A 25,014-nucleotide genomic window follows, 5' to 3' on the forward strand; every position below is an offset into this window, starting at 1 on the left:
ACGCGAGTGAATGCCGCTGGGGCGATGATATCAGCAGCCAGCCTGCTGATTGCGGGCCTGTCTTTTTTCGCCTTTCAGTATCTTTCGAGCGACCAACCGATCCTCCGTGGTCTATCCGCACTCGGCTTGATTCTGCTTTGTGCCGTAGTCGTCCAATGTGTGGCAGTCACCTACCTAGTATCGAACATATATAATGAGGGAGCCCGTCCCGGGGACAAGAGGTTCACCACAATTAAGAAAAACCTGAACAGATCATCCCTCTCAATGATTGCCGGGATGCTCGTATTTGCAGGATTGGCTTTATTCGCTCTTGGGCAGCCCAATGCCCCTGCAGACAATCGGGGCAGTATGCCAATGCCCGAAAAGTTGCTCTACGACTGCGACATCGTGTATGGCGAAGAAACGACAAAGATGACCTGCATCCGCACCCACCAGGAAGCAGCTCCAGAACCAACCAACCCGGCAAAAACTACCCCTTCACCAGCCAGGCCTTCTCAACAAGGCGGGTGACATCGCCCATGATCTCCGTGATGCGGAAATCCTTCGGCGTATAGACCGCCGCTACGCCCATCTGGCGCAGGGCGCGGGCGTCTTCGGGCGGGATGATGCCGCCAACGACGACGGGCACATTGTCGAGGCCGAGCTTGCGCAGTTCGGCCACCGTCTCGCGCACAAGATCGAGATGGCTGCCCGAGAGGATGGAGAGACCCACCACATGCGCCTTGGCTTCCTTGGCCTGGGCGGCGATTTCGGCCGGGGTGAAGCGGATGCCTTCATAGACAACCTCCATGCCCACTTCGCGGCCACGCGCGGCAATCTGTTCGGCGCCGTTGGAGTGACCATCGAGGCCTGGCTTGCCGAGCACATAAGTCAGTGTACGGCCAAGCGCCTCTGAAACGCGGGCCACCTCGGCTTTCACCTGCTCGACGTCTTCTTCGCCGCTGCTCGAGACGACCAGCGCCACGCCGGTCGGCGCGCGGAATTCGCCGAACACCTCGCGCAGCACCGTGCCCCACTCCCCTGTCGTCACGCCGGCCTTGGCGCAGGTAATCGAAGGCTCCATGATGTTGCGGTTCTCGGCAGCTGCCGCGCGCAGTTCAGCCAGCGCCGCCTCGGCAGCGGCGTTGTCGCGGGCGGCCCGCCAGGCTTTCAGGTCGCGCACCTGCATTGCCTCTTCGGCCGGGTCCACGGTCTGGATGGCGCCATCGCCGCCGCCCAGCGGACTTGCCTCGGTCTCGGTAAACCGGTTGACGCCCACCACGGTGAGCGCGCCGGACTCGATTGCGCGTATACGGTCTATATGGGCGCCAACCAGGCTTTCCTTCATGAAGCCGATTGCCGCCGTTGCCCCGCCGATCTCGTCGATCCTGGCCAGCGTGGCGCGGGCCTTCTCTTTCAACTCCTCGGTCTTGGCCGTGATCACATGGCTGCCATCGAAGATGTCTTCAAATTCCAGAAGATCGGTCTCATAGGCGAGGATCTGCTGCAGGCGCAGCGACCATTGCTGGTCCCAGGGGCGCGGCAGGCCCATCGCCTCATTCCAGGCCGGCAGCTGCAGCGCGCGGCAACGGGCGCGCTTGGAGAGCGTGACGGCGAGCGCTTCCATCAGGATACGGTAGACATTGTTCTCCGGCTGCGGCTCGGTCAGCCCCAGCGAGTTCACCTGCACACCATAGCGGAACAGCAGCGCCTTGGGATCGGTGACGCCATAGCGCTCCCGCCCGATCTCTTCCCAGAGATCGACGAAGGCGCGCATCTTACAGAGTTCCGTTACGAAACGGACCCCCGCATTTACGAAGAAGGAAATGCGGCCGAACACGGTTTCAAAGTCTGATTCTGGAACTTGACCGCCGGCCTTCACCGTATCGAGCACGGCAATGGCGGTGGCCAGCGCATAGGCGAGCTCCTGTTCCGGCGTCGCGCCCGCTTCCTGCAGGTGATAGGAGCAGACATTCATAGGGTTCCATTTTGGAACTTCTGTATAGCACCAGCTCACCATATCCGAGATCAGCCGCAGGGAGGGCTCGGGCGGGAACACATAGGTGCCGCGCGAGAGGTACTCCTTGACGATGTCGTTCTGGGTCGTCCCGCGCAGATTTTTCCGGTTGTCGCCGCGCTCATCGGCCAGCGCCACATAGAGCGCCAGCATCCAGGCGGCCGGCGCATTGATCGTCATCGACGTGTTCATCGTCTCCAGCGGCAGCTCGGCAAACAGCTCCCGCATGTCGCCCAGATGCTTGACCGGCACGCCCACCTTGCCGACTTCGCCGCGGCTGAGGATATGGTCGGCGTCATAGGCCGTCTGGGTCGGCAGGTCGAAGGCGATGGAGAGGCCGGTCTGGCCTTTCGACAGGTTCAGCCGGTAAAGCTCGTTGGATTTCTTGGCGGTGGAATGGCCCGCATAGGTGCGGAAAATCCACGGCGCGTCAGGCTTGTGCTGGTAATTTCCGGCGGCTTTTGTCATGGTCTTCTTGCCTCCCCTATGCTGCGGCGCAACATGGCCGAGCGGCCTGCCGCTGGCAAGCGGCGCCTCTGCCGCACTTGCAGGCCTCTGCCTGTGCGACCACCTACCCTGCACCAGACTGCAAGAGCCCGCCAGATACCCGTGACCCAGCCCCGCGCTACCCTCCAGACCGCCCTTGGCCTTCGCCTGGCCTCGCTCATGGCCTTTCCCGCTGGCGCCGCACTGATGGCGATCTTCCAGCGCAGCCCGCTGGCGCTCGCGCTTTTGACTGGAGCCATGCTGGCGGTCGGCCTTTATGAACGCCGCCGCCTCGCCGCCGTCACCGGCGTGCAGACAGCCATTTCCGGCGCTACGCTGCTGACGGGCTTCGGCTTCCGCCTTGGCCTGCTGATCGCGATCTTCGTTATCACGGTCGGCCTGCTCGCCCTCTTCCGGGATACCTCGCTCGCCCGGCAGCTTGAGCTGATCGATGCCGGCCTGATCGCCCTGCCTGTGGCTATCGCGCTCGCCGCCAACGAGATCAGCGCCGGCATTGCCCGGCGCGAGCTGGGCGATGTTCACACCCAGATCACCGCCGCCTTCAGCCAGCAGACCAGTTCCGGCCCCGCAGCCCCGGACGCCGGCGGCGACATCATCGAAGGCGAAATCATCGAGGACAGCGACCCGCCAGAGCGGCGCTGACCCTCAATCCGCCTGGTCGTAGGCCTGCAGCGCAACCGGCAGAGCCTGGATCACGCCATTGCCCACGGCCGGCAGGCCCGCCAGCACCGCGCTGATGATCTCTTCCCGCGTCGCCCCCAGCGCGCGGGCATGGGCCACATGAAAGGCCAGCCCGCTCTCCAGCCGCGCCGCCGCCAGGATACCGATATAGACGAGTTCCCCCGTCTTGGCGTCCAGCGCCGAAGCCCCCTCCAGCTTTCCCACCGCCTCAAGCCAGGCCTGTTGATGCTCCGGCGCCTCCTTCATGAAGGCCTGAAAGGCAGCGCTTACTCTGGACATGTCACTCATCGAAACGGCTTCCTGTTCATCCTCCCTGCCGGAGGGCATTTCAGTCCCGGTCAAACACAAACGGCGCGGCCACGGCCACATCCGCCCCCATCGCTTCATAGTAAAGCTTCTGCACCTTCCGGGTCACTGGTCCTGGCCGGCCATCGCCCACCGGCTTGCCTTCCAGCGTGACCACCGGCGCCACCATCGCCCCGGCCGAGCTTGTGAAAATCTCGGCCGCATTCACCGTCTCCTCCGGCGTGAAGGCGCGCTCGGTGATGGTAAACCCGCCCGTCTCGCGCAGGCTCATGACACCCGCCCGCGTGATCCCCGGCAGGATCGCCGGGGAGAGATGGCGGGTGAGGATCTCGCCCTGCCGGGTCACGATCCAGGCATTTGCCGAGGCCGCTTCGGTGACAAACCCGTCTTCCACCATCAGGGCGGTTTCCGCCCCCATCGCCCTGGCGGCCCGGTAGGCAAGCGCCTGGGAGAGGAGCTGCGTGGTCTTCATGTCGCGCCGTTTCCAGCGGCCATCCTCGATGAACACTGCCCCGATCCCGTCGCGCGCCTGCGCCCCGATCAGCGTCTTGGTGTCGGCATAGGCAAAGACGGTGGGTGTGAACCGCTCCGGCCCGGCAAAGTCGCGCGCCTCATAGGCCCCGCCGGTGACCTGCAGATAGACCAGCCCCTCGACGAGATCATTGTGGGCGATCAGCTCCCGGTGAAGGTTGGCCCAGCCTTCGGGCGTATGCGGGTTGGGAATGGAAATCCCCGCCAGCGTCCGCTCCAGCCGGGTCACATGCCCCTCCAGATCGACGAACCGCCCGCCATAGACGGCGGTGACCTCATAGGCGGCGTGGGCAAACAGGAACCCCCGGTCCAGCGGCGAAATATGAGCCTCTGACAGCGGCAGCAGCGTGCCATTCAGGTGAACCAGCGGACAAATCGTCATGACTTAAATGCCTCAGGGGAACGGAACATCTATTGTGCGGCGCAACATTGACCTTGCGAAGCCTCACAACACTTGCCAGTGTGCCCGCGCCAGACGGGGCTGTGAAGACGCCGCATAGAGCGAGCCCGCCCCCAATGCACCAGAGACGGAGGAAGGTCCATGACCACAGAAACGGCAGGCCGGGTTAAAAAAGACATCTACGCACTCGGCGAGATCCCGCCCGAGTTTCACGTGCCCAAGCTGATGCACGCCTGGGCGATCCGGCGCGAGCGGCATGGCCGCCCGATGACCGCGATGCAGGTCGAGCAGGTGCCGGTGCCGGAAATCGATTCCGATGAAGTGCTCGTCCTCGTGATGGCGGCGGGCGTGAATTATAACGGCATCTGGGCCGCGCTCGGTGAGCCGATCTCCCCTTTCGATGTTCACAAACAACCCTTCCATGTCGCCGGTTCCGATGCGGCCGGCATCGTCTGGGCCGTGGGCCGCAAGGTCACCCGCGTGAAGCCCGGCGATGAAGTCGTCATCCATTGCAACCAGGATGATGGCGATGATGAAGAGTGCAATGGCGGCGATCCGATGTTCTCGCCCAGCCAGCGCATCTGGGGTTATGAAACGCCCGACGGCGCCTTCGCCCAGTTCTGCCGCGTGCAGGCCCGCCAGTGCATGCCGCGCCCCAAACACCTCACCTGGGAAGAAAGCGCCTGCTACACGCTCACCCTCGCCACCGCCTACCGGATGCTGTTCGGCCACCGCCCGCATACGCTCCAGCCGGCAGATAACGTCCTCGTCTGGGGCGCTTCGGGCGGGCTGGGCAGTTTCGCCGTGCAGCTCTGCGCGGTCACCGGCGCCAATGCCATTGGCGTTGTCTCTTCCGACGACAAGCGCGACTATGTGCTCTCCCTCGGCGCCAAGGGCGTCATCAACCGGAACGATTTCAACTGCTGGGGCCAGCTGCCGAAGGTCAACGGGCCGGAATTTGCAGACTATATGAAAGAGAGCCGCAAGTTCGGCAAAGCCATCTGGGACATCACTGGCAAGAAAGACGTCGACATCGTCTTTGAACACCCCGGCGAGGCAACCTTCCCCGTCTCGGTCTTCGTGGTGAAGCGCGGCGGCATGGTCGTCATTTGTGCGGGTACGTCCGGTTTTAACCTGACGATGGACGCCCGCTTCCTCTGGATGCGGCAGAAACGCGTTCAGGGCAGCCACTTTGCCAACCTGAAACAGGCCTCCGAGGCCAACCAGCTCGTCATCAACCGGCGTATCGATCCGGGCATGTCGGAAGTCTTCACCTGGGCCGATATTCCGCTGGCGCACGAAAAGATGCTCGATAACAAGCATATGCCGGGCAATATGGCCGTGCTCGTCACCGCGCCCAAGCCCGGCCTGCGCACGGTCGAAGACGTACTCGCCCTCAGCGGCCAGGCCTGAGGGCCATGCTCTCCCGGCCCTTCGCCGAAAACTTTGCACGCGACTGGCTGGCCGCCTGGAATGACCGCGATATTGAGCGCATCCTCAGCCATTATGGCGAGGACATCGTCTTCCACTCGCCCCGCATCGCAAAGGTGCTGGGCACTTCGGCCAGCAGCGTCTCCGGCAAGGCCGCGCTGCGGGATTACTGGACAAAGGCGCTGGGCCTCGCCCCGCAACTCTTCTTCGAGCTGGATGACATCCTCATCGGCTCGGATGCCCTGACCATTCTTTACACGAACCATCGTGAGGAGCTGGTCGCCGAAACCTTTGTCTTCGGCCCCGAAGGCAAGGTCGTCCGCTCGATTGCGGCGTATCGCTGAAAGGACACCGCCATGCGCCTGATCTTCATCTATGGCGAGGCCGCCGCCGGCAAGCTGACCGTGGCAAGACAGCTGGCAAGGCAGACCGGCCTTCCCCTCTTCCATAACCATCTCGTGGTCGATGCGGTCGCCTCGGTCTTCCCCTTCGGCTCTGAAAGCTTCATCCGCCTGCGCGAGCAGTTCTGGATGGATGTGTTCAGCGCGGCGGTGGCCGAAGACCGCTCCCTGATCTTCACCTTCGCGCCCGAACCCACGGTCGATCCGGGCTTTCCGCAAGCGGTGAAAAGCCTGGTCGAAAGTTCCGGCGGCGAAGTGATCTTCATCGCCCTGAGGGTCAGCGCCGAAGAACAGATGCAGCGGATCGCAAATTCCAGCCGCGCGGAGTTCGGCAAGCTGCGCTCGCCGGAAATTCTCAGCGAGATGAAAGAGGCTTTCGTGGCGTCGATGGCCGCGATGCCGGCCGCCGATATCGTCATCGACACCGATCAGACCTCCCCGGCCGAAGCAGCCGCCGAAATCCTCGCCCGCCTCTGACGCATAAAAAAACTCCAACGGCGTTGGAGTTTTTTTGGAGTTTTCGGGCAGCCCGTTGGAGTGCCGTTGGAGTTTTTTGGCGCCCTTATCCACGGGATAGGCGGCGCCCTCTCCCCGGTTCTTACACCTCGAACGGATCGCGCATCAGGATCACGTCTTCCCGCTCCGGCGAGGTGGAAACGAGCGCGCAGGGCTTGCCCACAAGTTCTTCCAGGCGGCGCACATAGACCACCGCTTCGGGCGGCAGATCGGTCCAGCTGCGGGCTCCGCGGGTCGAGCCGCTCCAGCCTTTCAGGGTCTCGTAAACCGGCTCCACGGCCGCCTGATCGGTCAGGCCGGCGGGGAAGTAGTCAATCGTCTTGCCGTTCAGCTTGTAGGCCACGCAAACCTTGATTTCTTCAAATCCATCAAGGACATCCAGCTTCGTCAGGGCAAGTCCGTTGACGCCCGACGTGGCGCACGCCTGGCGCACCATGACCGAGTCAAACCAGCCGCAGCGGCGCGCCCGGCCGGTATTGGTGCCAAACTCATGGCCAATCGTGCCAAGCCGCTTGCCGATGTCATTGTCCTGCTCGGTCGGGAACGGCCCGGCGCCGACGCGCGTTGTGTAGGCCTTCGCCAGGCCCAGCACATAGGAAACCGCCCCCGGCCCAACGCCCGAACCGGCCGAGGCATTGCCCGCCACCACGTTGGAAGAGGTCACAAACGGGTAGGTGCCATGGTCGACGTCCAGCATCACGCCCTGGGCGCCCTCAAACAGGATGCGGCTGCCCCGGCGAACCTTCTCGTCCAGCAGTTTCCACACAGGCTGGGCATAGGCCAGCACCTGCGGTGCAATCTCCAGAAGCGCGGCCTTCAGCGCGGCGCCATCAGGCTCGGGCAGGTCGAGACCCGCGCGCAGCGGGCAGTGATGAGCGAGCAACCGCTCGATCTTCATGTCGAGGGCGGCGGGGTCGGCAAGGTCTGCCACGCGGATGGCGCGGCGGCCAACCCGGTCTTCATAGGCCGGGCCGATGCCGCGCTTGGTGGTGCCGATCTGGGCCGCGCCGAGGGCGCCTTCACGGGCCGCATCGATGTCCTTGTGCCAGGGCAGGATGAGGGATGCATTGTCGGCCAGCACCAGGCTTTCGGGAGAAACTTCAATGCCTTGCGCGCGAATGCCGTCGATTTCAGTCAGCATGTGCCAGGGGTCGACCACCACGCCATTGCCGATCACCGACAGCTTGCCGCCGCGCACGAGGCCGGAGGGCAGCAGCGCCAGCTTGAAGGTCTTGCCGTCGATGACAAGCGTGTGGCCGGCATTGTGCCCGCCCTGAAAGCGGACCACGACATCGGCCCGGCTCGACAGCCAGTCGACGATCTTGCCTTTGCCTTCGTCGCCCCATTGGGCCCCGACGACCACTACTCCTGCCATGAACCTGCTCCGTTGTTCAGCCGCGGCGACAAGGGCAGCATTCGGCAGGCAATTGCAAGGGGCCTTTTGCCACCCCTTGCGGCAGACCTATTCGCCGAACGCGTAGCGGACGCGGACACCAATACTATCAAGGCCCTGGTTGCGGCCACTGCCCAGGATCTGGCCATGGCTGAGGTGTTCATACATCAGCTGCACGCCCCAGGGACCGGCGAGATCCTTGTTGAGGGAGAGGCTTGTGCGGAAGAGGTCGCGCGAGCCGAAGAAGACCTTGCTTTCCGAGATCGGGGCATTGCGCGGATCCCCTTGCGGGAACGGGAAATCCAGCTCGCCATCATGGACCACATAGCCCACGCCCGGCTCCAGCGACCAGCCTTGCGCGAAATCCCAGTTCCAGTTCAGGCCAGCGCCGCCAAAGCTGGTATCCCCGGCCGTGTTCACGCTGCCCATCACATAGGGGCGCGGGCTCCAGATCAGCCGCAGGAACTCCGGCGAATTGAAAACAATCTCGCCATTGACGTTCGGCCCACCCTCCTTGCCTGCATTGTCACACCCAAGGACGCAGACATTGTGCGCGACTACGCCAAGGCGGACTTCATCGACGATCTGGGCCGAGGCCATCATCGGCATGGCCGCCAGGGCGGCTGTGAGCAGGGAAATACGGCGCATCAAAATGCCTTTCGTGACGATTTCATCACAAGCCATCGCGCCCCTTCCCCGCCCTCGTCAAGTGTGGCCGGACGGTCACGCCCGGCCACTGCCCTGCCTTCAGAAGGACAGGACCTTCGCATACCGGACCTGCGGCAGGCTGCTCAGCTTTTCCATGATCGCTGCCGGCGGGGTGGAATCGATACCGATCAGGGCAATCGCCTCCCCGCCCGCTTCCTGGCGGCCAAGGTGGAAGGTGGCGATATTGACCTTCGCCTCGCCCAGCATCTGGCCGAGGGCGCCGATGAAACCCGGCTTGTCGATGTTGTTCACATAGAGCGTAACCGGCGAGAAATCGCCCTCCAGCGCCATGCCCTTGACCTCGACGATGCGCGGCTTGCCCGCGATCAGCGCGCCCGCCAGCGTACGCCATCCGCCTTCGGGAGAGTTCTTGGTGGCCTTGGTCTTCACCTTGATGCGGATCAGGCTGTCATAGACGGGGCTCGTCTCGGTCTTGGTCTCGGTCAGCTTGACGCCGCTCTCGGCCAGGATCGCCGGGGCGGACACCATATTCACATCGCCGCGCGAGGCCCGCAGCAGGCCCGCCAGCAACGCTGCCGTGATCGGCTTGCGGTTCAGCTCGGAAACGTCGCCTTCATATTCGATGACGACTTCTTCATAGCCATAGTCGGAGATCTGACCGGCAAAGCTGCCGAGCTTTTCGGCCAGCGCCGCGAAGGGTTTGAGGCGCGGGGCTTCCTCGGCGGTGACAGAGGGCATGTTGAGGGCGTTGGTGACCGCGCCGGTGAGAATGTAATCGGCCATCTGCTCGGCCACCTGCAGCGCCACGTTTTCCTGCGCCTCATTGGTGGAGGCACCAAGATGGGGCGTCGCCACGAAGTTCTTCTTGCCGAAGAGGATGTTTTCCTTGGCAGGCTCGACCGCGAACACGTCAAACGCAGCCCCAGCCAGATGGCCGGATTCCAGAAGTTCGGCGACGGCTTCTTCATCGACCAGGCCGCCCCGGGCACAGTTGACGAGGATGAGGCCCTTCTTGGTTTTCAGCAGGCTTTCGCGCGACAGGATGTTGCGGGTCTGATCCGTGAGCGGAACGTGCAGCGTGATCACATCGGCGCGCTTCAGGAGCTCGTCCAGTTCGACCTTTTCAACACCCAGCTCCACGGCGCGTTCTGCCGTAAGGAAGGGGTCATAGGCGATAACCTTCATCTTCAGGCCAATGGCGCGCTCAGCCACGCGGCTGCCGATATTGCCCGCCCCGATCAGGCCGAGCGTCTTGAAGGAAACCTCAACGCCCATATAGCCAGACTTGGGCCATTTGCCGGCCTGGGTGTCAGCATTCGCCGCCGGGATCTGGCGGGCGGCAGCAAACATCATGGCGATGGCATGTTCGGCCGTGGTGATGGCGTTACCGAAGGGCGTGTTCATCACCACGACGCCCTTGGCGGTAGCGGCCTTGATGTCGATATTGTCGACCCCGATACCGGCCCGGCCGATGACCTTCAGCCTGGTGGCCGCTGCGATCACGTCGGCGTCCGGCTTGCAGGCAGAGCGCACGGCGAGGCCATCATAGTCCGGAATGATCTTGATCAGCTCTTCCTTGGAGAGGCCAACCTTGATGTCGGTTTCGATGCCGCGTGCCTTGAAAATCTCGACGGCGGCGGGGGAGAGCGTATCTCCGATAAGGACTTTAGGCATTTTGATTTCCTTTCGCTTGCGGCAGGCACCGGCCTAAACCCAGCAAGACAGAAACAAGAGAGAAGGGCGCTTAACACCCGCCCCGGCAGCCCCTGCCCTCAGAAGAGAGACCAGGCGCCGGGATCAGGCAAACAGGCAGAACCTCAGAGCTTTGCAGCTTCCTCATGGAAGGCCCAGTCGAGCCAGGGGAGAAGTTTCTTCACGTCAGACGGCTCAACCGATCCGCCCACCCAGATGCGCAGGCCCGGAGGGGCCTTGGCATAGCCGGCAGCGTCAAAACAGGCATTCTCCGTCTCAAGACGTTTCATCATCTTCTTGACGAAATCGCGTTGCCCGGCCTCATCCAGGCCCGCAACCCGCGGATCCTTGATGCGGAAGGTGACGCCAGTGTTCGAGCGCACCGAAGCATCCTTGCACAGGAACTCGACCCAGTCGGATTTCTTTTCCCATTCGGTGAGAATGGCGAGGCTTTCATCCGAGCGGGCTTTCAGCTTCTTCCAGCCGCCCAAACGCTCAACCCAGTCAAGCGCCTGGAGATAGTCTTCCACGCAGAGCATCGAGGGGGTGTTGATCGTGGCGCCCTGGAAGAGCTCCTCGTCGATCTTGCCGCCCTTGGTCATGCGGAAGAGTTTCGGAAGGGCGCGGTCCGGCGTGTAAGTTTCGAGGCGCTTCACGGCGTTCGGCGAAAGGATGAGCATGCCATGGGCCGCTTCCCCACCAAGGCATTTCTGCCAGCTATAGGTGACGACATCCAGCTTTTCCCAGGCGATGTCCTGGCTGAAGGCTGCCGAGGTCGCGTCGCAGATCACCACACGGTCCGGGTTCGGCTTGATCCAATCGACATCCTTCACGCGCACGCCGGAAGTGGTGCCGTTCCAGGTGAAGATGATGTCAGCATCGTCGCGGGCTTTGGCAAAGTCCGGCAGCTGACCGAATTCGGCGACATGGGTGTTGCAATCGGCAAGCTTCAGCTGCTTGACGGCGTCGGTCACCCAATCCTGCCCGAAGGCTTCCCAGGCGAACACGTCGACCGGCTTTGCGCCGAGCATCGACCACATGCACATCTCGACGGCGCCGGTGTCGGAGGCCGGAACGATGGCCACGCGGTAATCATCCGGAATGCCAAGGATCAGCTTGGTGCGGTCAATCGCAGCTTTGAGTTTTTTCTTGGCGTCGCCAGAACGATGCGACCGGCCGAGGGCGGCGGTGACAAGGTTCTGCAGCGAGAAACCGGGATATTTTGCGGTGGGGCCCGACGAAAAATGCGGGCAAGCGGGGCGTACAACCGGCTTGGCGGTAGTCACTGTCATCTGTTTTACTCCTATCCTCACAGATAGGCTGGGCGCCGTTGGGGGCGCCTGGCCCGCCGCGTCTGTCGCATATTTCGGGGGGCGCGGCCAGTGGCATTTTTGTGACCGGCTGGAGAGGCGCCGGTTAACCCTTGGCCGCAGGCGGGTTTCAGACCGTCAGGCTGCCTGTCACGCCCAGCGCAATCAGCACCTGCCCCCCGAAATAAAGCCCCCAGACGGCAAGCGAGGCTGGGATATTGGCCGGCCCGTCCTTCGGCTGGCGGAAGAGGAGAAGCGACAGGATCACATCCGAGGCGATGAACATCAGGGCGCCAAGCGTGACGAGCCAGTACGCGCCCGGCAGCGCGATGGCAGCAGCCCCCATCATCAGGATCACGCCAGTGTAGAGGATCACCGGCACGCGTATCTTGGGTTCCACAAAGGGCGTCAGCCAGCGCAGGAAGATCACGCCGCCGATCACCAGCGCCGCCTGCCCAGCTTTTACAGGCCAGCTCCAGCCGCCCTCCCCCAGCTGCCAGAACAGCGGCACATATGCAGCATGGGCCAGGAAAAAGGCCGCCATGCCCGGCAGCAGCCAGCGTTCCGCCTTGCCGGCCAGGAAGGCGTCGCCCACCGCGCTGAGCGCCAGAGCTGCCACCAGCAATACCGGGCCGCCCATCAGGAACGCCCAGACAGAGAGCAGCGCCACCGAGCCGGTTTTCACCAGCAGGCCGGCCAGCCCCTTCTCACGATAGCACCAGACCGCCCAATAGGCGGCGCCCAGAACCAGCGATGTAATGAATACCCCCGCCCCCGCTGTCATGACCGTCAGCCGGGATCTTTGACCGGCTCGGGCAGACACAGCAGCTTGCGGGCCATCGCCCGGTGGCGTTCCTTCACATGCATGCCCACAACGCTGAGTGCGGTGGCCAGCACGGTGGCGTCATCGGTAAAGCCCAGGCCGACGACCACATCTGGCACCAGATCAGCCGGCAGGACGAAATAGGCGGCAGCGCCAAACAGCACTGCCTTGGCCTTCACAGGCGTCAGCGGATCGCGTGCGGCATAATAGGCCGCCGCCAGATCATCGGCAAAAGGCAGCTTTCCCGCCAGCCGGACAAGCTTGGGCACAAGGCCCCTGGCCAGGCGCTCATTGCGCTGGATTGTCTTGGGCAGGTAGATGTCTCCATCCCCTTTGACCGTATTTATGATTTCCGCTGCGTCAGACATTGCGCTCTCCTAGGGGCATTATAATTGAAGTCCGCAGTTTTCGAAAACAGGGAGGGCAGTGGCCCATGGAACTCAATTCTAACATCTCCGCCGTCATCACCGGTGGCGCTTCCGGCCTCGGCGCCGCAACCGCCCGCAAACTCGCCAGCTATGGCGTGAAGGTCGCTCTGTTCGACCTCAACGCTGAAAAAGGCGAAGCGCTGGCCAAAGAGCTTGGCGGCGTCTTCTGCAATGTCAACGTCACCGACGAAGCCTCCGTCGATGCCGGCTTTGCCAAATCCCGCGCCGCCATCGGCCAGGAGCGTATCCTGATCAACTGCGCCGGCACCGGCAACGCCATCAAGACCGCCAGCCGCGACAAGAACACGGGCAATATCGAGCACTTCCCGCTGGATAAGTTCAACCTGATCATCCAGATCAACCTCGTCGGCACCTTCCGCTGCATCGCAAAGTCCGCCGCTGGCATGATGACCCTGGACCCGCTGCCCTGCGGCGACCGCGGCGCCATCGTCAACACCGCTTCGGTGGCTGCAGAAGACGGCCAGATCGGGCAGGCCGCTTACTCGGCGTCCAAAGGCGGCGTTGTCGGCATGACCCTGCCGATCGCGCGCGACCTTTCGCGCGAGAATATCCGCGTCAACACGATCCTGCCGGGTATCTTCAACACCCCGCTGCTGGCCGCTGCGCCTGAGCCGGTGAAACAGGCCCTCGGCGCGCAGGTGCCGTTCCCGCCGCGCCTCGGCAACCCGGAGGAGTATGCGTCGCTGGCCACCGAAATGGTCCGCAACAACTATTTCAACGGCGAAGATGTCCGCCTCGACGGCGCCATCCGGATGGCTCCGCGCTAAGCGGCCTCACATATCTGAACAGAAAGCCCGCTCGCTTGAGCGGGCTTTTTTGTTTGCCCCGGCGTCAGGGGATGCCAGCAGGGCATGCTTCGCTAAAAGTCGTTGCAGCTATGACAGTTCGGGGAGGCCTTGGCCGTGGAATTTGATGATGTTGTCCGGGGGCGGAGAAGTATCCGCGGTTTCCAGAAGAAGCCTGTGCCCAAGGCGCTGATCCGCGAAATCCTCGAACTGGCGATGCGCGCCCCCACCTCGCTGAACTCCCAGCCCTGGAATTTCTACGTTGTCACCGGTGAGGTGCTCGACCGTATCCGGAAGGGCAATGTGGAGCGGAATGTGGCCGGTGTGCCTGACAGCCGCGAGTTCCGGATGGGCCCGGCCTATCAGGGCGTCCACCGCGACCGGCAGGTGGAGATCGCCAAGCAGCTGTTCGCCGCCATGGGCATTGCGCGGGAAGACAAGGAGGCGCGGATGGACTGGGTACTGCGCGGCTTCCGCCAGTTCGATGCGCCCGTCTCCATTGTCGTGACCTATGATAAGGCGCTGCATGGCGGGGATATTCCGCCCTTTGACTGCGGCGGGGTGGTCAACTGCCTCGTCAATGCCGCCTGGAACCGGGGCCTTGGCTGCGTGATCAATTCGCAAGGCATCATGCAGAGCCCGGTGGTGCGCGCCGAAGCCGGCATCCCGGACGATCAGGTGATCCAGACTTGCGTGGCGATGGGCTGGCCGGATGAGAGCTTTCCGGCAAACGCGGTCGTCTCCCTGCGCAAATCCGTGGACGAGGCCGCCACCTTCCTCGGCTTTGACGACTGAAAACTGCGTTTTCCCGCCTCCCCCTGCCCCGGCGTGAGCGCTGGCGCAGGCCTGAATGGCCATTAAACTCGCGCCATCCAGTCAGGAGGAAAAGACCATGGCGACAGCCTATATCGTAGCAGCGAAACGCACAGCCGGCGGCCGCAAGGGCGGCGCCCTTGCCGAATGGCACCCCGGCGACCTCGGCGCGCAGGTTCTGAACGCCATTGTGGCCGAGACCGGCGTTGACCCGAAAGCGATCGAAGACGTGATCATGGGCTGCGTGTCGCAGGCCGGTGAACAGGCCGGCCAGATCGGCCGCACGGCGGTTCTGGCCTCCAACCTTCCCAATTCTGTCCCCGCCGTGACCATCGACCGCCAGTGCGGCTCGTCCCAGCAGTCGATCCAGTTTGCGGCCCAGGCGATCATGTCCGGCACGCAGGACCTCGTGATCGCAGCCGGCGTGGAAAGCATGTCGCGCTGCCCGATGGGCATCAACGCCCGCGCCGGCAAGGTGTTCGACATCCCGACCGATCCGACGCCGCAATCGGTGAAGGAGAAGTTCGGCATCAAGCACTTCAACCAGTTCACCGGCGCTGAAATGATCGCCAAGAAATACGGCTTCACCAAGGAACAGCTGGATGCGTTCTCGGTGGAAAGCCATCGCCGCGCGGCCGCCGCCACCAAGGCCGGGGCCTTCGCCAAGGAACTCGTGGTCATCAAGGGCCGCAACGGCGAGGGCGCCGAAGTGATGCACGACAAGGATGAGGGCATCCGCTACGACGCCAATATGGAAGCCATGGCGAGCCTCAAGATCCTTATGGAAGGCGGCGTCATGTCGGCGGCCAATGCCAGCCAGATCTGCGACGGCTCCTCAGCCGTGATGATTGCGTCGGAAGCCGCCCTGAAGACGCATAACCTCACCCCGCTCGCCCGCATTCACAACGTCACCGTCACGGCCGGCGACCCTGTGATCATGCTGGAAGAACCCCTCTTCGCCACCGACCGCGCCCTGCAGCGCGCCGGCATGAAGATCGGCGACATCGACCTTTACGAAGTCAACGAAGCCTTCGCGCCGGTGCCGATTGCCTGGCTGCAGCATACCGGCGCTGACCCGTCGAAGCTGAACGTCAATGGCGGGGCCATCTCGCTGGGCCACCCGCTGGGCGCTTCGGGCACCAAGCTGATGGCAACGCTGGTGCATGCCCTGCATGCCCGCGGCAAGAAATGGGGCCTGCAGACGATGTGTGAAGGCGGCGGCGTCGCCAACGTCACAATCATCGAAGCGCTCTGATCCGGATACGAACGGATCTCTGAACAAGGAAACGCCGGACCGAAATGGTCCGGCGTTTTTCTTTGGGAGATGACCTAGGCGAGCATCGCCTCGGCAATCTGAATGGCGTTGAGCGCGGCGCCCTTGCGCAGATTGTCGCCAACCACAAACAGGGCGAGGCCGTTTTCCAGCGCGCTGTCCTTGCGGACGCGCCCCACGCTGACGGCGTCGCGGCCCGCAACAGCCAGCGGATTGGGCACCTCGTCCAGTTCCACGCCCGGCGCCTTTGCCAGCAAGGCATTGGCCTCGTCGGCAGAGACCGGGCGTTCGAATTCGGCATGGATGGCCAGGCAATGGCCGGTCAGCACCGGCACGCGCACGCAGGTGCCCGAAACAAGCAACCCCGGAATACCGAGGATCTTGCGGCTTTCATCCCGCAGCTTGGCCTCTTCATCCGTATACCCGTCTTCACCCAGAACATAGTTCAGCGGCACCACATTGAAGGCCAGCGGCACCTGCCATTTCTTCGGCGCCGGAAATGTAACTGCGCCGCCATCATGAGCGAGCGCCTCGAAATTGCCGACGGCCGCGGCGGAGATTTGCCCGGACAGCTCCGCAATACCGGCCACCCCTGCCCCGGACGCGGCCTGATAGGTGCTGGCGAACAGGCGCTTCAGGCCCCAGGCATCATGCAGGGGTTTGAGCACCGGCATGGCTGCCATCGTGGTGCAGTTCGGGTTGGCGATAATGCCTTTGGGAAGGCTGGCCAGCGCGTGCGCGTTCACCTCGGCCACCACCAGCGGCACGTCAGGATCTTTCCGCCAGGCCGAGGAGTTGTCGATCACCACGGCGCCGGCCGCTGCGAAGCGCGGGGCATACTGGCGGGACGTTTCTCCGCCTGCGGAGAAGAACACGATGTCGAGCCCGGAGAGATCGGCCGTCGCCACATCCTCCACGATCACCTCGCCGCCCCGGAAGGCGACCGGCTTTCCGGCGGAACGGGCGGACGCAAACAGGCGCAGGGAGGCCAGCGGGAAATCCCGCTCGGCCAGAAGGTCGCGCATCAGGCTGCCGACAAGGCCGGTGGCGCCGACGACGCCGACACGGGGCGGATTGGATCGTGAGAATTTCTGCATGGCTCTTCTCCATTAAGGGACTTTGGAGCGGGAGAGCCGGTTTCCTTGAGAGGGCCGTCCCGCGCCTTTGCGGGGACGTTGTTCAAGGTGGCTGCTGTCAGATCGCACACACCCGCAACGTCCCGCCGAGGCGGATCGTCTTTGGGGTAATAATAATGGCGGTCTTGTTCAGCATTGCGGGCGGACGGATATAGCGCGGCGCGCGGCTTGTAAAGCGGGCGCCCGGCTACTCTGTCTCGATTTCCGGATGGCGCACCTTGATGAGCCCGTTGGACACCATCGTCATCACCACTTCGCCATTCTGATTGTAGACGGTCTGGCGCGCTTTTGAGAGGCCCATATCCGGCCGGCTTTTCATGCGCCGCTTGGAAATGAGTTCCATCTCCACGCTGAGCTCGTCGCCGGGATAGACGGGCTTCACCCAGCGCAGCTCGTCAATGCCGGGCGAGCCGAGGGAGGCGGTCGGCTCGCCGGTCCGCCCGGTCTCGACCATGATCCGCATGACCATGGCGCCGGTATGCCAGCCCGAAGCCGAAAGGCGCCCGAAATGGGTGTTGGCGGCGGCCTCGTCATCCAGATGGAAAGGCTGGGGATCATATTTTCTGGCAAACTCGATCACTTCCTCGCGGGTGACCGTATAAGTGCGCACGCCGCGCGTGACCGTGCCGATGACCAGATCCTCGTAATACTTCATCGCCCTGCCCTGCAATTGAACCACGCTTTCCTGAAGCGGGCCCATCAGCGAATGGCAAGTATGACGCAGCGTAATATACAGGTGGCGCAAGGCTGAGCCCGCTCCAAGGGGATGGAGCGGGCCGCCTCTCTGCCAGTCTGCGATGCCGTGGGAAGCCGGACGGAAACCGGAGAGATTCCGGTGGCCGGGGCTTAGTTGCCGCCCTGGCGCTGTTTGACGCCTTCTTCATCGGCGGCGGCGCGGTCTTCTGCGCTGAACTCCACGGCAGGGGCGGCGCCCTTGCCATAGGCCCGGGCTTTCTGGGCGAGGGCGTCCATCGACTCGTTCATGCGGCCCTGGCCAACCGCCATCGTCTTGGACGAGGCCATGCCGACGGCTTCGGCGTCGTTGAAGCTTGCAAATTCAGCGCCGAGGAACACGACTTCCCAGCCGCGCGCCTGCGCCCGGTCGAGCGCGGCCTTCGCCCCCTGCTTGGTGAACTCGCGGGAGGAGTTTTCAAGGCCGTCCGTCATGATGACGATGACAGCCTTTTCTGGATTGTCCGCTTCGGCGCGGGTGATGATCTTGCCGATGGCATCATATAGCGGGGTCATGCCGCGCGGGCTGGCCTCATCATTGGTGATCTTCTTCCAGGCCGTCGGGTCCACCTTGTCGCGCAGCACATCGAACTGCATGCCATCCTGATAGTCGAAGACGGCGACGGTCACGGCCGTCTTGATGTCAGCCCCGGCAATCTCTGTCCCCGGAGCATCTGCCGCGAAGCTCTCGGCATAGGCGTTCACCGACGAGAGCGCCTCGTCCCAGATGTTTGACATGGACCCGGTACGGTCCAGAAGCACATAAGACTGAACCGTCTCGGGCTTGGGCGGCTTGGGAGGTAAGACTTTGGCGGAAGCGGTGGCGGCCAGAGCTGCGCCGGCGGCGATGGCGAGGATGGAGTGAAAGAGTTTCATGCGGGCGTCCCTTCCCAGTTGCTGTGTGTGGGCAGGAGGCTGCGCCCCGAATACGGCGCGTCTGTGTCACGAATCAGGAATAGAAAAGGAAAAGGGCCACCTTTTGAGGGGTGGCCCTTGTGAAACTGAACAGGCGTTCAGACTGAGGCGTTCCGGGAACTGATCACGCAAAACGCGGCGCGATCTTCAGATCCTTCACCCAGCCGATCTTCTCAAGGAAGAGAAGCACCGTGCCGTTATAATCCACGATGCGGTTCCAGATGCCTTTGCGCGGACGATGCAGCGCGCTTTGCGGCTCGTCATGGTGGTGATCGTGGAAGGCTTCCCCGCCCGTCAGCAGCGCCATCAGATGATCCGCCCACACCGGCGTCTTGAGATGGCCGAGCACATTGATGCCATAGACGGTGGCATGGAACTGGATCGCCCGGCCGATCACGACGCTGGCATGCAGCAGCGCGGTCAGCACCAGCGAGCCGCCAGCGGCCCAGACGATCAGATAGATCAAGGCCGGGATGACGAAATGGATGACGATGCTGATCTCATTATAGAAGCGGTCCATCCATACGATGACCGGTTGCTGTTTCAGCCAGGCCGCCATCGGGCGGGCGGTGTCTTTCCGGTCGCGGAAGAGGATCCAGCCAACCCAGGCCCAGCGCTTGGACTCGAAGGGATTGTGCGGGTCGCCAGGACCATCGGCAAAGCGGTGGTGCTGTGAGTGATAGTTCACCCAGTCGCGCAGGTTGCCCTGCATGGCGATGATGATGTTGAGCATGGTCAGCACCTGGGCGGGCCATTTCATTTCCCCGGCGCGGTGCTGCAGGATGCGGTGCATCGGCCCGATGCCGAGATTGCACCAGAATACCGAGAAGGCGATCACGGCGCCGGCGATCGGCAGGTACCACCAGTGGAAGGTCAGCTCGCTGACAAAGATGCCGAGCAGCACCATGGTGGTGAACAGGGCCACACCCAGGGCGGGGTAGCCAAAGGCCGAGAAAAAGCTCGGGATATCGAAAGTTTTCCAGTTTTTTGGGATCGCGGCGGAACGCGGGGTCATTTCAGTTCAGTCCTCTTCAGGCCGGCCATATCTGGCGCGGCAGTCCCCCATATAGGTACGGCAATCTCACTTTGGCTGCCTTAAGACAGGATTAAGATGTCTTGGGCTGCGGTTAAAGTTGTAATTGCGTCTCAACTGCGTTCCTTACGCGAGTGTAATCGCGATGCCGCAAGGCAGGTGACGGCGCGGGGCCCGATCCGCTATGCGTGGATGGCACGGGATAAGGGGCTGACATGGCAGACGAGCGCCATCTGAAGGAATTGCAGCGTGTGGCCGAACTGCTCGGCCTGGATGACGAGGTCAGCCAGGATACGTCCGAGGCGCGCCTGCCCTGTCCCCTGCACGAAGAGTGCGTGGCCTCTTCAGGCGACAATAACCTCATCCTCAACTGGCAGCGCCACGCCTATCGCTGCGCCGGAACGGGTGAGACCGGCCCGCTTCGCGACCTCATAAAACAGCTCGAAGCGATCCGGGCGAGCCGTCTTCTGCCGGCGCTGCGCAGCGAAACGCTTCCGGAAAGCATCACGCCGCCGCCTCCGGCGGCCCCGATCGATGCGGAATTCACCGAGGTCACCCGCGCGGCCAATCCGGTCCTGAAGACAGAGGCCAAGGTGCTGCAGCTCAAACCCGAGCAGAAGCTGCCGACGCCTGAAGAGATCCAGGCAGAAAGGGAGGAACGTCTCGCAGCCCTCAAAGCGCAGCGGGCCGAGAAGCACCGGGGGCGCAGTGAGCGGCTGATCATCGGCGCCCTGGCCCTGATCTTCCTGCTGGCGGGGCTCGCGGCGGCGGGCCTGTCCGGTTTTGCCAATTATCAGGCCTTCTCCTCGACCGTGACCGACCCGGTGCAGGGGCGCATCTGGGGCTGGGCCGGGGTCATCGCCGCCATCATCTCTTTTGGCGGCTTCACCTTCGTCTACTGGCACGGCGCCAATCGCCGCTTCAAGGAAGCCGCCCGCGCGATGATCTTTGCAGCCGTCGGCGCGGGCGCCTCCATTCTCGGCACCGAGATCTACATCCGCAGCAATGCCGAAGCTTCGGCCGCCGCCGTGGAGACCGCCAGTTCCAACCGGGCGGTTCTGGAATCCCAGATTGCCGACTGGCGCCGCCAGCTGGAGGGCATTCCGCCGGAAACAAGATCCGTTGAAGGCCTTGAAGCCTACATCTCAGAAGTCGAGCGCGTTGGCCGCACCGATCAGAAGCCCTACCGCGACGCGCAGAATGAATTGGGTCTGGCGAGGCGCCGGGACGAACTCACCGCGCGGATTGAGGCGGCCAATGCCGAACTCCTCGGCCAGGGCTCCGGCAATATCCTGCTGCAGGCCGAGCAGCGCGCTTCCCTGCCCAGCTGGCTGTTTGCCGCCCTGCTGGAACTCTTCTCAAGCCAGGCCACCTCCATCGGCTTTGTTGCCCTGCTCCTGCTGGCAGGCGGGCGGCAAAAGCCGGAAGACTAGCCACCCTGCGCGCCTGGCAGGGGATGCAACTCACCATCCCTTCCGCGAAGGCGGAAATCATCTTCGCGGCGCTCGATATCCGGCAGGTTCATGACCGCCTTGGAGACGCCGCCGGGAATGTCGGCCACGTAGTGAGGCGTTGCCAGGCCCGTGAGGTCATCGCGCAGGCGGCGCACCAGCGCCTGCCCCTCTTCCACCGGCACCCGGAAATGCGCTGTGCCGGGGGCAGCGTCCAGTTGATGCAGATAGTAGGGTTTTATCCCTGTACTGAGGAAAGCGCGCATCAGGTCTGCCAGGGCGTCGAAGCTGTCATTCACACCGCGCAGCAGCACTGATTGCGACACAAGCGAGATGCCCGCCTGCGCGAGGCGGCGGATGGCCGCGATTGCCTCCGGAGTAAACTCCCGCGCATGATTGGCGTGAATGGCCACAAAGACGGCCTTGCTCCGTCCCCGGATCGCCTCAACGAATTCCGGGGTGATGCGCTCCGGCGCGGCGACGGGCACGCGGCTATGCCAGCGGATCAGCTTTACATGCTCAATGGCTTCAAGCCGGCGCGTGATCTCGCCGGCCCGCGCCGGCGACAGGACCATCGGGTCACCGCCGGTAAGAATGACCTCAAATATCTCCGGCCGCCCGGCAATATAAGCCAGAGCCGCTTCAAGCTCGGCCTTGCCCAGCGGCGCGCCCTTCTCCGGCCCGACACGCTCACGCCGGAAACAGAAACGGCAGTAGACCGGACAGGTCGAGGTGATCTTCAGCAGCACGCGGTCAGGATAGCGATGCACGATCCCCGGCACGGGGCTGTGGGCGGTGTCGCCGATCGGGTCTTCGGTTTCACCCGGCAGAGCGTTCAGTTCTTCCCCGGACGGAACATATTGCCGGCCGATCGGGTCGCGGGGATCGGCCGGGTCGATCAGGGCCGCCAGAGGCTCCGGCAGGGCGATCACATACTGCTCGGCCACACGGGAGAGGATCTCCACCTCATCTGCCGGAATGAGGCCTGCTGCCAGAAGCTCCCCAGGACTGCGGAGGGTAACCGGTTTCATGGGCGGGGTTCTTCCGCAATGACGGGCGGCGTCCAGAGCACCTCATTGATCGCGTTTGCCCCGCTCGCCAGCATCACCAGCCGGTCAAAACCGAGCGCCACACCGCTTGCCTCCGGCATGGCCGCAACGGCTGCCACAAAATCGGGGTCCAGAGGATAGCGCTCGCCATAGACCGCTTCCTTGAGGTCCATTTCAGACTGCTGCCGGGCCACCAGCAGGGCGGCATCGGTCAGCTCACGATAGCCATTGGCCAGTTCTACACCGCAGGCATAAAGCTCAAACCGCTCGGCAAAGCGCGGATCGTCCGGCGCCGGCCGCGACAGGGCCGCCTCGCTGACCGGATAGCGATGCAGGAAGGTCAGCCGCCCCATGCCCAGATGCGGCTCGATCTTCGTAACGAGGATGGCCGAAAACACATCCGTCCAGGTCGCCCCTTCCGGCACGCCGATGCCAGCGGCCAGCGCAGCGCCCCGGAACGCGCCTGCGTCCTCCAGATGACGGGTGAGGTCGATCCCGGCATACCGGTCAAACGCCTCGGCAAGGGTCAGCCATTCGGGCTCTGCGAACGGGTCGCAGACCTGCCCCTTCCAGACGAGCTGACGCGTGCCCGCCGCCTTAGCTGCCCTTCTCGCGATGGCCGTGCAATCGCCCATCACATCCGCCATGCCTGCCCCTGCCCGGTACCATTCCAGCATCGTGAACTCGGGCGAATGCCGGCCGCCAGATTCCCGGTTCCGGTAGGCGCGGGCGAAATCGAAGATGCGCGTCTCGCCGGCCGCCAGAAGCTTCTTCATGGCAAACTCTGGCGAGGTATGGAGGTAAAGTGTCCGGATTTGTCCACTATCTGTCACGTATTGTGTCTGGAATGCGTGCAGATGGGCCTCGTTGCCCGGCGAAACGACCAGCGCGCCGCATTCGGTCTCCAGAAATTCCTGCGCCTCAAACCAGCGCCGCAAAGCGGACTTGATCTTGCCGCGCGCCAGAAGATGGCGGCGCCGCCGGGCATGCGTCTCAGGACTCCACCACGCAGAAGCTTCCATAAGGCCTGTTCCTGGGGTCAAAAGTCTGCCGTAAACTGCCGGGCCAGACTGAAAAGCCACAGCATTCGGCTGGCCAAATGGCGCGGAGGCGGTATATAGCGGCCCTTTCGCTCTCGCAACTCAGGAACACCCCATGGCCGTTGAAATCGCAGCGGATATCCGCAGAGGCAACATCATCGAGTACACCGACGGCCAACTGTATGTTGTCCTCAAGGCAGAGTCTTTCCGTCCCGGCAAAGGCACGCCGACAACCACCATCGAGATGCGCCGCATCTCCGACGGCATCAAAGTTGTCAATACTTTCAAGACCTCCGACAAGCTCGAGAAGGCTTTTGTCGAGGAGGTCGAGCACACCTATCTCTATCCGGAAGGCGACAATTACGTCTTCATGAATTCGAGCAATTACGAGCAGGTCGTTGTTCCGGGCGCGATGGTCGGCGATAGCGCCGCCTATCTGCAGGAAAACATGGCTGTCAGCCTGCAGATGTTCAACGGTGAAGCGGTGTCCATCACCCTGCCCCAGCGTATCACCGCAGAAATCGTGGAAACCGAACCGGTGGTCAAAGGCCAGACGGCTTCGGGCTCTTACAAGCCCGCCATCCTCGACAATGGTATCCGCATCATGGTGCCCCCGCATGTCGGCGTGGGAACCCGCGTTGTGGTCAATACCGAAGACGGCAGCTATCTCGAGCGCGCCAAAGACTAAACTATTTTCAATAAAATAATCCGGAACCGGATTCCGGGGCTGCGCGTAGTATTCATGTAGCAAATTTTGCTATGCCATCTATCTTGTACCCTAAGCCGGTGCGGTATCCCGCACCGGCCTTTTTTTATCCCTCACGCCACTATCCTTGATTTTAAAAGAATTTTTCAAGTATTCGCGCTCGATCGCGTAGAAACCACTCGTTAACTATTGGGATCGATACTCGTCACAGCTGCTCCAGAGAGCGCAAAATGCGGCCCCGACCGCAACACAAGATAGATTTCGCACCAGAACCGACGGCGTTTCCCGCATTGCCTCCCTGCATGCGGTTCCCGCCAGCGCTATTGTGGAAGGATCTATGTCTTGACCCAGCCGATGAGCAGAAAAGACCCGGCATCCAAGCGGAGCACCTGCCATGGAGCGCCCTGAACACGCCCCCGCCCCTACGGGCCCTGACAGCTTTGTCCATGAGCTCGAAGCGATGGTGCCCCATATGCGGGTGTTTGCGCGGAAACTCTGCCGCAATGATGATCTGGCCGATGACATCGTCCAGGAAGCCTGCCTGAAAGCCTGGGCAGCTCGCGACCGGTTCATCGCGGGCGCGCCGATGAGGCCCTGGCTGTTTAGGATCATCCGCAATGCCTACGTCCAGCACTGGCGCAAAGCCTGGCGGTCCTCCTCGCTCGATCCCTCAGACGCCGAAAAATTCCTCGTCGCCCCAGACAATCAGGAGTGGGCCAGCGATTTTCAGGTCATGCAGCAGGCATTGCTCCACCTGCCCGCCAAGCAGAGGGAAGCGCTTGTGGCCGTGCTGGCGGTGGGGTTCAGCTATGAAGAAGCCGGGCATATTCTCGGTTGCAGCGAAGGCACCGTGAAAAGCCGTGTAAGCCGCGGACGGGAAGCGCTGGCCGACTTGATGGACCCCTCATACTCCAAAAGGCCCTATGCCGAACCCTCCCCTTTTGAGCCCGGACAAGCCGCCTGAGTAAACAGTGTG

At 63.0% G+C, this 25,014-nt stretch carries 26 protein-coding genes; 11 read left to right on the forward strand and 15 right to left on the reverse strand.

What is annotated here, in order from left to right; translation table 11 throughout:
- The first annotated feature begins 24 nt into the window (after positions 1-24).
- Positions 25-510 (forward strand): hypothetical protein, encoded by a 486-nt coding sequence (locus C0456_RS11655; protein WP_291052096.1) that lies wholly within the window; start codon positions 25-27, stop codon positions 508-510.
- Here C0456_RS11655 and C0456_RS11660 read toward each other — a convergent pair.
- Positions 470-2,464, reverse strand: a complete 1,995-nt coding sequence (locus C0456_RS11660; RefSeq protein WP_291052098.1) for a protein meaA — start codon at positions 2,462-2,464, stop codon at positions 470-472. The genes C0456_RS11655 and C0456_RS11660 overlap by 41 nt on opposite strands.
- A gap of 141 nt (positions 2,465-2,605) precedes the next feature.
- Here C0456_RS11660 and C0456_RS11665 point away from each other — a divergent pair, with 141 nt between their 5' ends.
- Positions 2,606-3,145, forward strand: coding sequence for a hypothetical protein (locus C0456_RS11665; RefSeq protein WP_291052100.1), 540 nt, complete (start codon positions 2,606-2,608; stop codon positions 3,143-3,145).
- Positions 3,146-3,148: 3 nt separating this feature from the next.
- Here the strand turns inward: C0456_RS11665 and C0456_RS11670 are convergent, their stop codons facing one another.
- Positions 3,149-3,472 carry a carboxymuconolactone decarboxylase family protein gene (locus tag C0456_RS11670; RefSeq protein WP_291052103.1) on the reverse strand — a complete coding sequence of 108 codons (324 nt, stop codon included), beginning with the start codon at positions 3,470-3,472 and terminating at the stop codon, positions 3,149-3,151.
- 40 nt (positions 3,473-3,512) lie between these two features.
- On the reverse strand, positions 3,513-4,403 hold the full coding sequence (locus C0456_RS11675; protein ID WP_291052106.1) for an aminotransferase class IV: 891 nt from the start codon (positions 4,401-4,403) through the stop codon (positions 3,513-3,515).
- A gap of 159 nt (positions 4,404-4,562) precedes the next feature.
- Between C0456_RS11675 and ccrA the strand changes: the two genes are divergently transcribed.
- Genes ccrA through C0456_RS11690 form a run of 3 tightly spaced genes read left to right on the forward strand, consistent with a single transcriptional unit; the run spans position 4,563 to position 6,730 of the window.
- Positions 4,563-5,834, forward strand: coding sequence for a crotonyl-CoA carboxylase/reductase (gene ccrA, locus C0456_RS11680; RefSeq protein WP_291052109.1), 1,272 nt, complete (start codon positions 4,563-4,565; stop codon positions 5,832-5,834).
- 5 nt (positions 5,835-5,839) lie between these two features.
- A complete protein-coding gene (locus C0456_RS11685; RefSeq protein ID WP_291052111.1) occupies positions 5,840-6,196 on the forward strand; it encodes a nuclear transport factor 2 family protein in 357 nt (118 codons plus the stop codon).
- A gap of 12 nt (positions 6,197-6,208) precedes the next feature.
- Positions 6,209-6,730, forward strand: coding sequence for a shikimate kinase (locus C0456_RS11690; protein WP_291052114.1), 522 nt, complete (start codon positions 6,209-6,211; stop codon positions 6,728-6,730).
- 121 nt (positions 6,731-6,851) lie between these two features.
- On the opposite strand, the gene C0456_RS11695 is transcribed toward C0456_RS11690, so the two are convergent.
- The 6 genes from C0456_RS11695 to C0456_RS11720 all read right to left on the reverse strand — a co-directional run bounded on the left by C0456_RS11695 (position 6,852) and on the right by C0456_RS11720 (position 13,024).
- The gene (locus C0456_RS11695) at positions 6,852-8,144 is read right to left on the reverse strand and encodes an adenylosuccinate synthase (RefSeq protein WP_291052117.1); all 1,293 of its coding nucleotides are present in this window, start codon (positions 8,142-8,144) and stop codon (positions 6,852-6,854) included.
- Positions 8,145-8,231: 87 nt separating this feature from the next.
- The gene (locus C0456_RS11700) at positions 8,232-8,810 is read right to left on the reverse strand and encodes an acyloxyacyl hydrolase (RefSeq protein ID WP_291052120.1); all 579 of its coding nucleotides are present in this window, start codon (positions 8,808-8,810) and stop codon (positions 8,232-8,234) included.
- Positions 8,811-8,909: 99 nt separating this feature from the next.
- The gene (gene serA / locus C0456_RS11705; protein ID WP_291052123.1) at positions 8,910-10,505 is read right to left on the reverse strand and encodes a phosphoglycerate dehydrogenase; all 1,596 of its coding nucleotides are present in this window, start codon (positions 10,503-10,505) and stop codon (positions 8,910-8,912) included.
- A gap of 143 nt (positions 10,506-10,648) precedes the next feature.
- Positions 10,649-11,809 carry a phosphoserine transaminase gene (locus tag C0456_RS11710; protein ID WP_367179255.1) on the reverse strand — a complete coding sequence of 387 codons (1,161 nt, stop codon included), beginning with the start codon at positions 11,807-11,809 and terminating at the stop codon, positions 10,649-10,651.
- Positions 11,810-11,963: 154 nt separating this feature from the next.
- Positions 11,964-12,617, reverse strand: a complete 654-nt coding sequence (locus C0456_RS11715; protein WP_291052129.1) for a lysoplasmalogenase — start codon at positions 12,615-12,617, stop codon at positions 11,964-11,966.
- A 5-nt stretch (positions 12,618-12,622) separates the two neighbouring features.
- Positions 12,623-13,024: a YkvA family protein gene (locus C0456_RS11720; RefSeq protein WP_291052131.1), complete on the reverse strand. Its 402-nt coding sequence runs from the start codon at positions 13,022-13,024 to the stop codon at positions 12,623-12,625.
- 65 nt (positions 13,025-13,089) lie between these two features.
- Between C0456_RS11720 and C0456_RS11725 the strand changes: the two genes are divergently transcribed.
- The 3 genes from C0456_RS11725 (at position 13,090) to C0456_RS11735 (ending at position 15,958) form a co-directional block, all read left to right on the forward strand.
- The gene (locus C0456_RS11725; RefSeq protein WP_291052134.1) at positions 13,090-13,872 is read left to right on the forward strand and encodes an SDR family NAD(P)-dependent oxidoreductase; all 783 of its coding nucleotides are present in this window, start codon (positions 13,090-13,092) and stop codon (positions 13,870-13,872) included.
- Positions 13,873-14,007: 135 nt separating this feature from the next.
- Positions 14,008-14,685, forward strand: coding sequence for a nitroreductase (locus C0456_RS11730; RefSeq protein ID WP_291052136.1), 678 nt, complete (start codon positions 14,008-14,010; stop codon positions 14,683-14,685).
- A 97-nt stretch (positions 14,686-14,782) separates the two neighbouring features.
- Positions 14,783-15,958, forward strand: coding sequence for an acetyl-CoA C-acetyltransferase (locus C0456_RS11735; protein WP_291052139.1), 1,176 nt, complete (start codon positions 14,783-14,785; stop codon positions 15,956-15,958).
- A gap of 74 nt (positions 15,959-16,032) precedes the next feature.
- On the opposite strand, the gene C0456_RS11740 is transcribed toward C0456_RS11735, so the two are convergent.
- The 4 genes from C0456_RS11740 to C0456_RS11755 form a co-directional block, all read right to left on the reverse strand.
- Positions 16,033-17,073 carry an aspartate-semialdehyde dehydrogenase gene (locus C0456_RS11740; RefSeq protein ID WP_291052142.1) on the reverse strand — a complete coding sequence of 347 codons (1,041 nt, stop codon included), beginning with the start codon at positions 17,071-17,073 and terminating at the stop codon, positions 16,033-16,035.
- Between the two features lie 226 nt (positions 17,074-17,299).
- Positions 17,300-17,767 carry a MaoC family dehydratase gene (locus C0456_RS11745; protein ID WP_367179256.1) on the reverse strand — a complete coding sequence of 156 codons (468 nt, stop codon included), beginning with the start codon at positions 17,765-17,767 and terminating at the stop codon, positions 17,300-17,302.
- Positions 17,768-17,958: 191 nt separating this feature from the next.
- Positions 17,959-18,720, reverse strand: a complete 762-nt coding sequence (locus C0456_RS11750) for a vWA domain-containing protein (protein WP_291052147.1) — start codon at positions 18,718-18,720, stop codon at positions 17,959-17,961.
- Positions 18,721-18,883: 163 nt separating this feature from the next.
- Complete coding sequence (locus C0456_RS11755) at positions 18,884-19,774, reverse strand: acyl-CoA desaturase (RefSeq protein WP_291052150.1); 891 nt, start codon at positions 19,772-19,774, stop codon at positions 18,884-18,886.
- 233 nt (positions 19,775-20,007) lie between these two features.
- Between C0456_RS11755 and C0456_RS11760 the strand changes: the two genes are divergently transcribed.
- Positions 20,008-21,225: a hypothetical protein gene (locus C0456_RS11760; RefSeq protein ID WP_291052152.1), complete on the forward strand. Its 1,218-nt coding sequence runs from the start codon at positions 20,008-20,010 to the stop codon at positions 21,223-21,225.
- On the opposite strand, the gene C0456_RS11765 is transcribed toward C0456_RS11760, so the two are convergent.
- Positions 21,222-22,274, reverse strand: coding sequence for a lysine-2,3-aminomutase-like protein (locus tag C0456_RS11765; RefSeq protein WP_291052155.1), 1,053 nt, complete (start codon positions 22,272-22,274; stop codon positions 21,222-21,224). The genes C0456_RS11760 and C0456_RS11765 overlap by 4 nt on opposite strands.
- A complete protein-coding gene (gene epmA / locus C0456_RS11770; protein WP_291052158.1) occupies positions 22,271-23,314 on the reverse strand; it encodes an EF-P lysine aminoacylase EpmA in 1,044 nt (347 codons plus the stop codon). Before epmA ends, C0456_RS11765 begins: the two co-directional genes overlap by 4 nt.
- A gap of 133 nt (positions 23,315-23,447) precedes the next feature.
- Here epmA and efp point away from each other — a divergent pair, with 133 nt between their 5' ends.
- The gene (gene efp, locus C0456_RS11775) at positions 23,448-24,020 is read left to right on the forward strand and encodes an elongation factor P (protein WP_291052160.1); all 573 of its coding nucleotides are present in this window, start codon (positions 23,448-23,450) and stop codon (positions 24,018-24,020) included.
- A 412-nt stretch (positions 24,021-24,432) separates the two neighbouring features.
- Entirely contained in the window at positions 24,433-25,002 is a 570-nt protein-coding gene (locus C0456_RS11780; protein ID WP_291052162.1) for an RNA polymerase sigma factor, read from the forward strand.
- Positions 25,003-25,014 lie beyond the last annotated feature (12 nt).

This window comes from Hyphomonas sp. (genome assembly GCF_013823385.1).
Classification (GTDB): Bacteria; Pseudomonadota; Alphaproteobacteria; order Caulobacterales; family Hyphomonadaceae; genus Hyphomonas.

Excerpts from the sequence above, each read along its gene's own strand:
- C0456_RS11755 (WP_291052150.1), bottom strand. The coding sequence starts at position 19,774 with ATGACCCCGCGTTCCGCCGCGATCCCAAAAAACTGGAAAACTTTCGAT.
- C0456_RS11760 (WP_291052152.1), top strand. The coding sequence starts at position 20,008 with ATGGCAGACGAGCGCCATCTGAAGGAATTGCAGCGTGTGGCCGAACTG.
- ccrA (WP_291052109.1), top strand. The coding sequence starts at position 4,563 with ATGACCACAGAAACGGCAGGCCGGGTTAAAAAAGACATCTACGCACTC.
- C0456_RS11675 (WP_291052106.1), bottom strand. The coding sequence starts at position 4,403 with ATGACGATTTGTCCGCTGGTTCACCTGAATGGCACGCTGCTGCCGCTG.
- C0456_RS11685 (WP_291052111.1), top strand. The coding sequence starts at position 5,840 with ATGCTCTCCCGGCCCTTCGCCGAAAACTTTGCACGCGACTGGCTGGCC.
- C0456_RS11780 (WP_291052162.1), top strand. The coding sequence starts at position 24,433 with ATGGAGCGCCCTGAACACGCCCCCGCCCCTACGGGCCCTGACAGCTTT.
- C0456_RS11725 (WP_291052134.1), top strand. The coding sequence starts at position 13,090 with ATGGAACTCAATTCTAACATCTCCGCCGTCATCACCGGTGGCGCTTCC.
- C0456_RS11765 (WP_291052155.1), bottom strand. The coding sequence starts at position 22,274 with ATGAAACCGGTTACCCTCCGCAGTCCTGGGGAGCTTCTGGCAGCAGGC.
- C0456_RS11655 (WP_291052096.1), top strand. The coding sequence starts at position 25 with ATGATATCAGCAGCCAGCCTGCTGATTGCGGGCCTGTCTTTTTTCGCC.
- efp (WP_291052160.1), top strand. The coding sequence starts at position 23,448 with ATGGCCGTTGAAATCGCAGCGGATATCCGCAGAGGCAACATCATCGAG.
- C0456_RS11735 (WP_291052139.1), top strand. The coding sequence starts at position 14,783 with ATGGCGACAGCCTATATCGTAGCAGCGAAACGCACAGCCGGCGGCCGC.
- epmA (WP_291052158.1), bottom strand. The coding sequence starts at position 23,314 with ATGGAAGCTTCTGCGTGGTGGAGTCCTGAGACGCATGCCCGGCGGCGC.
- C0456_RS11695 (WP_291052117.1), bottom strand. The coding sequence starts at position 8,144 with ATGGCAGGAGTAGTGGTCGTCGGGGCCCAATGGGGCGACGAAGGCAAA.
- C0456_RS11740 (WP_291052142.1), bottom strand. The coding sequence starts at position 17,073 with ATGCAGAAATTCTCACGATCCAATCCGCCCCGTGTCGGCGTCGTCGGC.
- C0456_RS11715 (WP_291052129.1), bottom strand. The coding sequence starts at position 12,617 with ATGACAGCGGGGGCGGGGGTATTCATTACATCGCTGGTTCTGGGCGCC.
- C0456_RS11660 (WP_291052098.1), bottom strand. The coding sequence starts at position 2,464 with ATGACAAAAGCCGCCGGAAATTACCAGCACAAGCCTGACGCGCCGTGG.
- C0456_RS11720 (WP_291052131.1), bottom strand. The coding sequence starts at position 13,024 with ATGTCTGACGCAGCGGAAATCATAAATACGGTCAAAGGGGATGGAGAC.
- C0456_RS11670 (WP_291052103.1), bottom strand. The coding sequence starts at position 3,472 with ATGAGTGACATGTCCAGAGTAAGCGCTGCCTTTCAGGCCTTCATGAAG.
- C0456_RS11690 (WP_291052114.1), top strand. The coding sequence starts at position 6,209 with ATGCGCCTGATCTTCATCTATGGCGAGGCCGCCGCCGGCAAGCTGACC.
- C0456_RS11750 (WP_291052147.1), bottom strand. The coding sequence starts at position 18,720 with ATGAAACTCTTTCACTCCATCCTCGCCATCGCCGCCGGCGCAGCTCTG.
- serA (WP_291052123.1), bottom strand. The coding sequence starts at position 10,505 with ATGCCTAAAGTCCTTATCGGAGATACGCTCTCCCCCGCCGCCGTCGAG.
- C0456_RS11700 (WP_291052120.1), bottom strand. The coding sequence starts at position 8,810 with ATGCGCCGTATTTCCCTGCTCACAGCCGCCCTGGCGGCCATGCCGATG.
- C0456_RS11745 (WP_367179256.1), bottom strand. The coding sequence starts at position 17,767 with ATGAAGTATTACGAGGATCTGGTCATCGGCACGGTCACGCGCGGCGTG.